This window comes from Streptomyces sp. NPDC054841, from assembly GCF_053611045.1.
This window is the reverse complement of the sequence record NZ_JBSGZO010000373.1, coordinates 1-8,569: the sequence shown is the minus strand read 5'-3', so window position 1 is coordinate 8,569 and position 8,569 is coordinate 1. Positions and strand designations below refer to the sequence as shown.

Below are 8,569 nucleotides of genomic sequence, written 5' to 3'. Positions count from 1 at the left end.
GGGCCTCGGGGGTGAGGTCCGGGGGTGTCCCGGGGGTGAGGTCCGGTGGGGCGTCCGGGGGGTCTGGGGTGGGCTGGGGGGTGGGGTCGAGGGGGCGGGGGGTCATGAAAGGGCCTCGGTGTCGTCGTACGGGGTGAGGAGGTCCGCGATGTCGAGGACGTGGTAGCCGCGCATCGAGGGCAGGCAGCTGCCGCGGACGGGGCCGATCGCGGCTGCCCAGTCCGGGGGGATGGCGGAGGCGCCGGACATCGCGCCGGCGAGGGCGCCCGCGACCGCCGCCGTGGTGTCGGCGTCGCGGCCCATGTTGACCGCGGTGAGGACGGACGTACGGAAGTCGCCGCGGGCCGCCGCGAAAGCGCCGAAGGCGAGGCCGACCGCCTCGGGCGCGAGGTCCGTCCAGGGGTAGCCGCCGATGACGACGGCGGAGCGGACCGTGCGTTCGCGGCTGAGGGGGTCGGGCTCCGCCCGTTCCGCGGCGACGACCGCGCGCCGCATGGAGCGCGCGGTCCACGAGTCCATCGGGACGACGGACAGCGCCGCGCCGATGACCCCGGCGGGCCCGGCGCCCGCCATCGCCGCGGCCACCCCCGCCGCCACGGCCTGGCCGCCGTAGATGCCCTCGCCGTCGTGGCTGACGCAGCCGTCGATGGCGACCAGCCGCGCGGCCTCGTCGGGGAGGCCCGCCGCGAAGACGCCGAAGGGAGCCGCCCGCATGGCGAGCCCGTCGCTCCAGGCGTGCCGGTGCTGGGCCGTGATGGGGGCGGCCAGACCGCGGCGGAGGTTCTCCAGCGTCCCCCGCTCGCTGAAGCCCGCCCCCCGGAACGGTCCCTCGTCGAGGTCGGCGATCCAGTGGTGCCAGGCCTTCTCGACATGCGCGACGGTCAGGGCGGACCCGTGCCGGGCGAGCAGCAGCCCGGAGAAGATCGCGTACTCCGTGTCGTCCGTACCGGCCGGACTCTCGGTGACGAAGCCCTCGATCCGGCCCCACCGGCGGCGGATCTCGGACGGCCGCATGTTCTCCGCGGGCGCCCCGAGCGCATCTCCCACCGCCAGTCCGAGAAGCGCGCCGCGGGCCCGATCGCATGCAATCCACTCCAACGCGTCACCCCTTTATGAGGCTTTATGCGGCACTGGGCCTGTTCCTGGATCTCTGCCACGCCGGGCGCCGGGTGCGGCGCGGTGAACCTCCGTGTCACCCGCCTGCCACCAGGTAAGTAAAGCCTGCCTTGCTGGCGCGCCCCTTACATCGCGCGTACTTTCGAGGTGTTGAGGGGGAGCGGGGCGTATGTACGCACCCGCCCTGGGAGCAAGGGGAGAGCTGTGTCCATCATCGAGACCGAGGCGACACTTCACGCGGCGCACCGCGACAACCACACGCACCGCGATGTGAACGGCGGCTGGCTGCGTCCCGCGGTGTTCGGTGCGATGGACGGTCTCGTCTCCAACCTCGCCCTGATGACCGGTGTCGCGGGCGGCGCCGTGTCCCAGCAGGCCATCGTCATCACCGGGCTCGCCGGTCTCGCGGCCGGAGCCTTCTCCATGGCGGCCGGTGAGTACACCTCCGTGGCCTCGCAGCGCGAGCTCGTCCAGGCCGAACTGGACGTCGAGCGTCGCGAATTGCGCAAGCACCCGGTCGACGAGATGGAGGAGCTGGCCGCGCTGTACGTGGCCCGTGGCGTCGAGCCCGCGCTCGCCCGCGAGGTGGCCATGCAGCTGTCCCGGGACCCCGAGCAGGCACTCGAGATCCACGCCCGCGAGGAGCTCGGCATCGACCCGGACGACCTGCCGTCGCCGGCCGTCGCCGCCGTCTCGTCCTTCGCCTCGTTCGCGCTGGGCGCGCTGGTGCCCGTGCTGCCGTATCTGCTCGGCGCCACCGCGCTGTGGCCCGCGGTCCTGCTGGCGCTCCTCGGGCTCTTCGCGTGCGGTGCGCTGGTCGCCAGGGTGACCGCCCGCGGCTGGTGGTTCAGCGGGCTGCGGCAGCTCGCGCTGGGCGGGGCCGCGGCCGCCGTGACGTACGGAATCGGGTCACTCATCGGCGCGGCGGTCTGACCCCGGCGGGACCTGCGGCGACCTGCGCGGAGTCCGATCCTGACGGTTCGGGCCCGCGCCCGGTACCCTGTGAGGTACGTCCCGGTGCCAAACCCCGGCACTCGGTGGGACACTATGCGTGGCTCCACATAAGTAGCCGTTACGTTGCGGTTTCGAGTCCTTGACAACCGGGCATGAGCCGTAAGCGCTGTGGGCAATGAAGCCTGCTCTGCACCGGGATCGCGGACACCGATCTGAGGTCGACCTGTCCGTACCCTCCTCACTTGCGCCGCTACCAGACCCAAGATCGCGGTGTCCGCATGTTGGAATGGGCTATCCGGTACCCGAGATTCACTCCATCATGTAACCTGCACGAAATTTCAGCGGAGGGCCAACGTCGTCCCTCGGCACCACCACATGCCACGACGACGACGGGAGAGCCGATGCGTTCCTACGCCTGGTCGCCCATGGACGGTCGCCCCGCCCCGCAGGGGATGTACGACCCCCGTAACGAACACGACGCCTGCGGTGTCGGGTTCGTGGCCACCCTCACCGGTGTTGCCAGCTATGAGCTGGTCGAGCAGGCGTTGACCGTTCTGCGCAACCTGGAGCACCGAGGCGCCACCGGCTCCGAGCCCGACTCGGGCGACGGCGCCGGCATCCTTCTCCAGGTCCCGGACGCGTTCCTGCGCGAGGTCACCGCATTCGAGCTTCCCGAGGCCGGCTCGTACGCCGTCGGCATCGCCTTCATCCCCGAGGGCGCCCAGGACGAGGCCGTCCCACAGATCGAGACGATCGCCGCGGAGGAGGGCCTGAACGTCCTCGGCTGGCGCGAGGTCCCCATCGCCCCCGAGCTCCTCGGTGCCACCGCCCGCTCGACGATGCCGGTCTTCCGCCAGCTCTTCGTCGCGGACGCGGACGGCACGGCCACGGGCATCGTCCTCGACCGCAAGGCGTTCGTGCTGCGCAAGCGCGCCGAGCGCGAGGCCGGGGTGTACTTCCCGTCGCTCTCCGCCCGCACCATCGTCTACAAGGGCATGCTGACCACCGGACAGCTGGAGCCCTTCTTCCCGGACCTGTCCGACCGCCGATTCGCCACCGCCGTCGCGCTCGTCCACTCCCGGTTCTCCACGAACACCTTCCCGAGCTGGCCGCTGGCCCACCCGTACCGCTTCGTCGCGCACAACGGCGAGATCAACACGGTCAAGGGCAACCGCAACTGGATGCGCGCCCGTGAGTCGCAGCTGGTCAGTGATCTCTTCGGGGCGGAGAAGCTGGAGCGGATCTTCCCGGTCTGTACGCCGGACGCCTCCGACTCCGCCTCCTTCGACGAGGTCCTGGAGCTGCTCCACCTCGGCGGGCGCTCCCTGCCCCACAGCGTTCTGATGATGGTCCCCGAGGCGTGGGAGAACCACGACTCCATGGACCCGGCCCGGCGCGCCTTCTACCAGTACCACTCCACGATGATGGAGCCCTGGGACGGCCCCGCCTGTGTCACCTTCACCGACGGCACCCAGGTCGGCGCGGTCCTCGACCGCAACGGTCTGCGCCCCGGCCGCTACTGGGTCACCGACGACGGCCTCGTCGTCCTCTCCTCCGAGGTCGGTGTCCTGGACATCGACCCCGCCAAGGTCGTCCGCAAGGGCCGCCTCCAGCCCGGCAAGATGTTCCTCGTCGACACCGCCGAGCACCGCATCATCGAGGACGACGAGATCAAGGCCGCCCTGGCCGCCGAGCAGCCGTACCAGGACTGGCTGGAGGCGGGTGAGATCGAGCTCGAGGACCTCCCCGAGCGCGAGCACATCGTCCACACCCACGCCTCGGTCACCCGCCGCCAGCAGACCTTCGGCTACACCGAGGAAGAACTGCGTGTCATCCTCGCGCCGATGGCCCGTACCGGCGGTGAGCCCCTCGGCTCCATGGGTACGGACTCCCCGATCGCGGCCCTCTCCGAGCGGCCCCGGCTGCTCTTCGACTACTTCACCCAGCTCTTCGCGCAGGTCACCAACCCGCCACTGGACGCCATCCGCGAGGAGCTCGTCACCTCGCTGCGCTCGTCCCTCGGCCCGCAGGGCAACCTCCTGGAGCCGACCGCCGCGTCGTGCCGGAGCGTCACCCTGCCCTTCCCGGTGATCGACAACGACGAGCTGGCCAAGCTCATCCACATCAACGCCGACGGCGACATGCCCGGCATGACGGCCGTGACGCTCTCCGGCCTCTACCGGGTCTCCGGCGGCGGCGAGACGCTGGCCGCCCGGATCGAGGAGATCTGCGCCGAGGCCGACGCCGCCATCGAGGACGGCGCCCGGCTGATCGTGCTCTCCGACCGGCACTCCGACGCCGAGCACGCCCCGATCCCGTCGCTGCTGCTCACCGCCGCCGTGCACCACCACCTCATCCGCACCAAGCAGCGCACCCACGTGGGCCTGCTGGTCGAGGCCGGTGACGTCCGCGAGGTGCACCACGTCGCGCTGCTCATCGGCTACGGCGCCGCCGCCGTCAACCCGTACCTCGCGATGGAGTCCGTCGAGGACCTGCTGCGCGCCGGTACGTTCATCGAGGGCATCGAGCCCGAGAAGGCCATCCGCAACCTGATCTACGCCCTCGGCAAGGGCGTCCTGAAGGTCATGTCGAAGATGGGCATCTCGACCGTCGCCTCCTACCGCGGCGCGCAGGTCTTCGAGGCCGTGGGTCTCGACGAGGCCTTCGTCGACAAGTACTTCAACGGCACCGCCACCAAGATCGGCGGCGCGGGCCTCGACGTCATCGCCAAGGAGGTCGCCGCCCGGCACGCCAAGGCGTACCCGGCCAGCGGGATCGCCCCGGCGCACCGCGCGCTGGAGATCGGCGGCGAGTACCAGTGGCGCCGCGAGGGCGAGCCGCACCTCTTCGACCCGGAGACGGTCTTCCGTCTGCAGCACGCCACGCGCAGCAAGCGGTACGACATCTTCAAGAAGTACACGGACCGGGTGAACGAGCAGGCCGAGCGGCTCATGACGCTCCGCGGCCTCTTCAGCCTCGACAGCGGGCGCGAGCCGATCTCCATCGACGAGGTCGAGCCCGTCAGCGAGATCGTCAAGCGCTTCTCCACCGGCGCCATGTCGTACGGCTCCATCTCCAGGGAGGCGCACGAGACCCTCGCCATCGCCATGAACCAGCTGGGCGGCAAGTCCAACACCGGTGAGGGCGGCGAGGACCCGGACCGTCTGTACGACCCGGCGCGGCGTTCGTCGATCAAGCAGGTCGCCTCCGGCCGCTTCGGTGTCACGTCCGAGTACCTGGTCAACGCCGACGACATCCAGATCAAGATGGCCCAGGGCGCCAAGCCCGGTGAGGGCGGCCAGCTGCCCGGCCAGAAGGTCTACCCGTGGATCGCCAAGACCCGGCACAGCACGCCCGGTGTCGGCCTGATCTCCCCGCCGCCGCACCACGACATCTACTCCATCGAGGACCTGGCTCAGCTGATCCACGACCTCAAGAACGCCAACCCGGCCGCCCGCATCCACGTGAAGCTGGTGTCGGAGGTCGGTGTCGGCACGGTCGCCGCGGGTGTCTCCAAGGCCCACGCGGACGTCGTCCTCATCTCCGGCCACGACGGCGGCACCGGCGCCTCGCCGCTGACCTCGCTGAAGCACGCGGGCGGTCCCTGGGAGCTCGGCCTCGCCGAGACCCAGCAGACGCTGCTGCTCAACGGCCTGCGCGACCGCATCGTCGTGCAGACCGACGGCCAGCTGAAGACCGGCCGTGACGTCGTCATCGCCGCGCTGCTCGGCGCCGAGGAGTTCGGTTTCGCGACCGCGCCGCTCGTCGTCTCCGGCTGCGTGATGATGCGCGTCTGCCACCTGGACACCTGCCCGGTCGGTATCGCCACCCAGAACCCGGTCCTGCGGGAACGCTTCTCCGGCAAGGCCGAATTCGTCGTGAACTTCTTCGAGTTCATCGCCGAAGAGGTCCGCGAGCTCCTCGCCGAGCTGGGCTTCCGCACGCTGCAGGAGGCCGTCGGCCACGCCGAGATGCTCGACACCACCCGGGCCGTGAACCACTGGAAGGCACAGGGCCTCGACCTCGACCCCCTCTTCCACGTTCCCGAGCTGCCCGACGGCGCCGTACGCCACCAGCTCGTCGAGCAGGACCACGGCCTGGCGAAGGCCCTGGACAACGAGCTGATCGAGCTGGCCGCCGACGCGCTGGCCGCGCCCTCCGCCGAGGAGGCCCAGCCGGTCCGCGCCCAGGTCGCCATCCGGAACATCAACCGGACCGTGGGCACGATGCTCGGCCATGAGGTGACCAAGAAGTTCGGCGGTGCGGGCCTGCCCGACGACACCATCGACATCACCTTCACCGGCTCGGCCGGCCAGTCCTTCGGCGCGTTCCTGCCGCGCGGTGTCACGCTGCGCCTGGAAGGCGACGCCAACGACTACGTCGGCAAGGGCCTCTCCGGCGGCCGCGTCGTCGTCCGCCCGGACCGCGGTGCCGACCACCTCGCCGAGTACTCGACGATCGCGGGCAACACCATCGCGTACGGCGCGACCGGCGGCGAGCTGTTCCTGCGCGGCCGCACCGGCGAACGCTTCTGCGTCCGCAACTCCGGCGCGCTGGTGGTCTCCGAAGGCGTGGGCGACCACGGCTGCGAGTACATGACCGGCGGCCACGCCGTCGTCCTCGGCGGGACGGGCCGTAACTTCGCGGCTGGTATGTCCGGCGGTGTCGCGTACGTCATCGACCTCGACCGGGACAACGTCAACGTCGGCAACGTGAACGCCGTCGAGGCCCTGGGCGACACCGACAAGCAGTGGCTGCACGACGTCGTGCGCCGCCACCACGAGGAGACGGGCTCCACCGTCGCCGAGAAGCTGCTTGCCGACTGGTCCGCGGTCGTGGACCGGTTCAGCAAGATCATCCCGACCACGTACAAGGCAGTGCTCGCCGCCAAGGACGCCGCTGAGCTCGCCGGTCTCTCCGAGCAGGAGACCACCGAGAAGATGATGGAGGCGGCGACCAATGGCTGACCCCAAGGGCTTCCTGACCACCGGACGCGAGGTCGCCAAGACCCGTCCGGTGGGCGAGCGAGTCAAGGACTGGAACGAGGTCTACGTTCCCGGCTCCCTGCTGCCGATCATCAGCAAGCAGGCCGGGCGCTGCATGGACTGCGGCATCCCGTTCTGCCACAACGGCTGTCCGCTCGGGAACCTGATCCCCGAGTGGAACGACTACGCGTACCGCGAGGACTGGCAGGCCGCCAGTGAGCGGCTGCACGCCACGAACAACTTCCCGGAGTTCACGGGCCGGCTCTGCCCCGCCCCGTGCGAGGCGGCCTGCGTCCTCGGCATCAACCAGCCGGCCGTCACCATCAAGAACGTCGAAGTCTCCATCATCGACAAGGCGTGGGACGCCAACGACGTCAAGCCGCAGCCGCCCGAGCGGCTGTCCGGCAAGACGGTCGCGGTCATCGGCTCGGGCCCCGCGGGCCTGGCCGCCGCCCAGCAGCTGACCCGGGCGGGCCACACCGTCGCCGTGTACGAGCGCGCCGACCGCATCGGCGGACTGCTCCGCTACGGCATCCCCGAGTTCAAGATGGAGAAGCGGCACATCAACCGCCGTATCGAGCAGATGCGCGCGGAGGGCACCAAGTTCCGCACGGGCGTGGAGATCGGCCGTGACATCGACGCGGCGAAGCTGCGCCGCCGGTACGACGCCGTCGTCATCGCCGCCGGCGCCACGACCGCCCGCGATCTGCCGGTGCCGGGCCGTGAGCTGAACGGCATCCACCAGGCGATGGAGTACCTGCCGCTCGCCAACAAGGTCGTCGAGGGCGACTTCGTGGCCCCGCCCATCACCGCCGAGGGCAAGCACGTCGTGGTCATCGGCGGCGGCGACACCGGCGCCGACTGCGTCGGCACGGCCCACCGCCAGGGCGCGGCCTCCGTCACCCAGCTGGAGATCATGCCGCGTCCGGGCGACGACCGCCCGGGCCACCAGCCCTGGCCGACGTTCCCGATGCTCTACAAGGTCACGTCCGCGCACGAGGAGGGCGGCGAGCGGGTCTACTCCGTCTCCACCACCCACTTCGAGGGCGATGAGGACGGCAACGTCCAGTCCCTGCACCTGGTCGAGGTCGAGTTCGTCGACGGCAAGCTCACCCAGAAGCCGGGCACGGAGCGGAAGATCCCGGCCCAGCTGGTCACCCTGGCCATGGGCTTCACCGGCACGGACGTCCAGAACGGTCTGGTCTCGCAGTTCGGCCTGGAGCTGGACGAGCGCGGCAACGTCGCGCGCGACGCGGACTTCACCACCAACGTGGACGGCGTCTTCGTCGCCGGCGACGCGGGCCGTGGCCAGTCGCTCATCGTCTGGGCGATCGCCGAGGGCCGCTCGGCCGCGCGCGGAGTGGACCGCTTCCTGACGGGTGCGAGCGAACTGCCCGCGCCGATCCGCCCGACGGACCGCTCGCTGATGGTCTGAGCCCCACCCCCCGAATACTGCCCGTACAACGGCGTACGGAACAGACGCGGCGCCTGCCCAGTCCCCGACCGGACAAGGG

The 8,569-nt window shown here is 70.7% G+C and carries 4 protein-coding genes; 3 read left to right on the top strand and 1 reads right to left on the bottom strand.

Annotated elements, in window-relative coordinates; translation table 11 throughout:
* Window positions 1-102: 102 nt before the first annotated feature.
* Window positions 103-1,098, bottom strand: coding sequence for an ADP-ribosylglycohydrolase family protein (locus tag ACWGI8_RS33560; protein WP_453666746.1), 996 nt, complete (start codon window positions 1,096-1,098; stop codon window positions 103-105).
* Window positions 1,099-1,320: 222 nt separating this feature from the next.
* Between ACWGI8_RS33560 and ACWGI8_RS33555 the strand changes: the two genes are divergently transcribed.
* The 3 genes from ACWGI8_RS33555 to ACWGI8_RS33545 all read left to right on the top strand — a co-directional run bounded on the left by ACWGI8_RS33555 (window position 1,321) and on the right by ACWGI8_RS33545 (window position 8,490).
* Entirely contained in the window at window positions 1,321-2,049 is a 729-nt protein-coding gene (locus tag ACWGI8_RS33555; protein WP_453666744.1) for a VIT1/CCC1 transporter family protein, read from the top strand.
* A gap of 422 nt (window positions 2,050-2,471) precedes the next feature.
* Window positions 2,472-7,037: a glutamate synthase large subunit gene (gene gltB / locus ACWGI8_RS33550; RefSeq protein ID WP_453666742.1), complete on the top strand. Its 4,566-nt coding sequence runs from the start codon at window positions 2,472-2,474 to the stop codon at window positions 7,035-7,037.
* On the top strand, window positions 7,030-8,490 hold the full coding sequence (locus ACWGI8_RS33545) for a glutamate synthase subunit beta (protein ID WP_453666740.1): 1,461 nt from the start codon (window positions 7,030-7,032) through the stop codon (window positions 8,488-8,490). Before gltB ends, ACWGI8_RS33545 begins: the two co-directional genes overlap by 8 nt.
* Window positions 8,491-8,569 lie beyond the last annotated feature (79 nt).

What these genes read in the sequence shown, in the direction of transcription:
- gltB (WP_453666742.1), top strand. Translation starts at nt 2,472, where the DNA reads ATGCGTTCCTACGCCTGGTCGCCCATGGACGGTCGCCCCGCCCCGCAG.
- ACWGI8_RS33545 (WP_453666740.1), top strand. Translation starts at nt 7,030, where the DNA reads ATGGCTGACCCCAAGGGCTTCCTGACCACCGGACGCGAGGTCGCCAAG.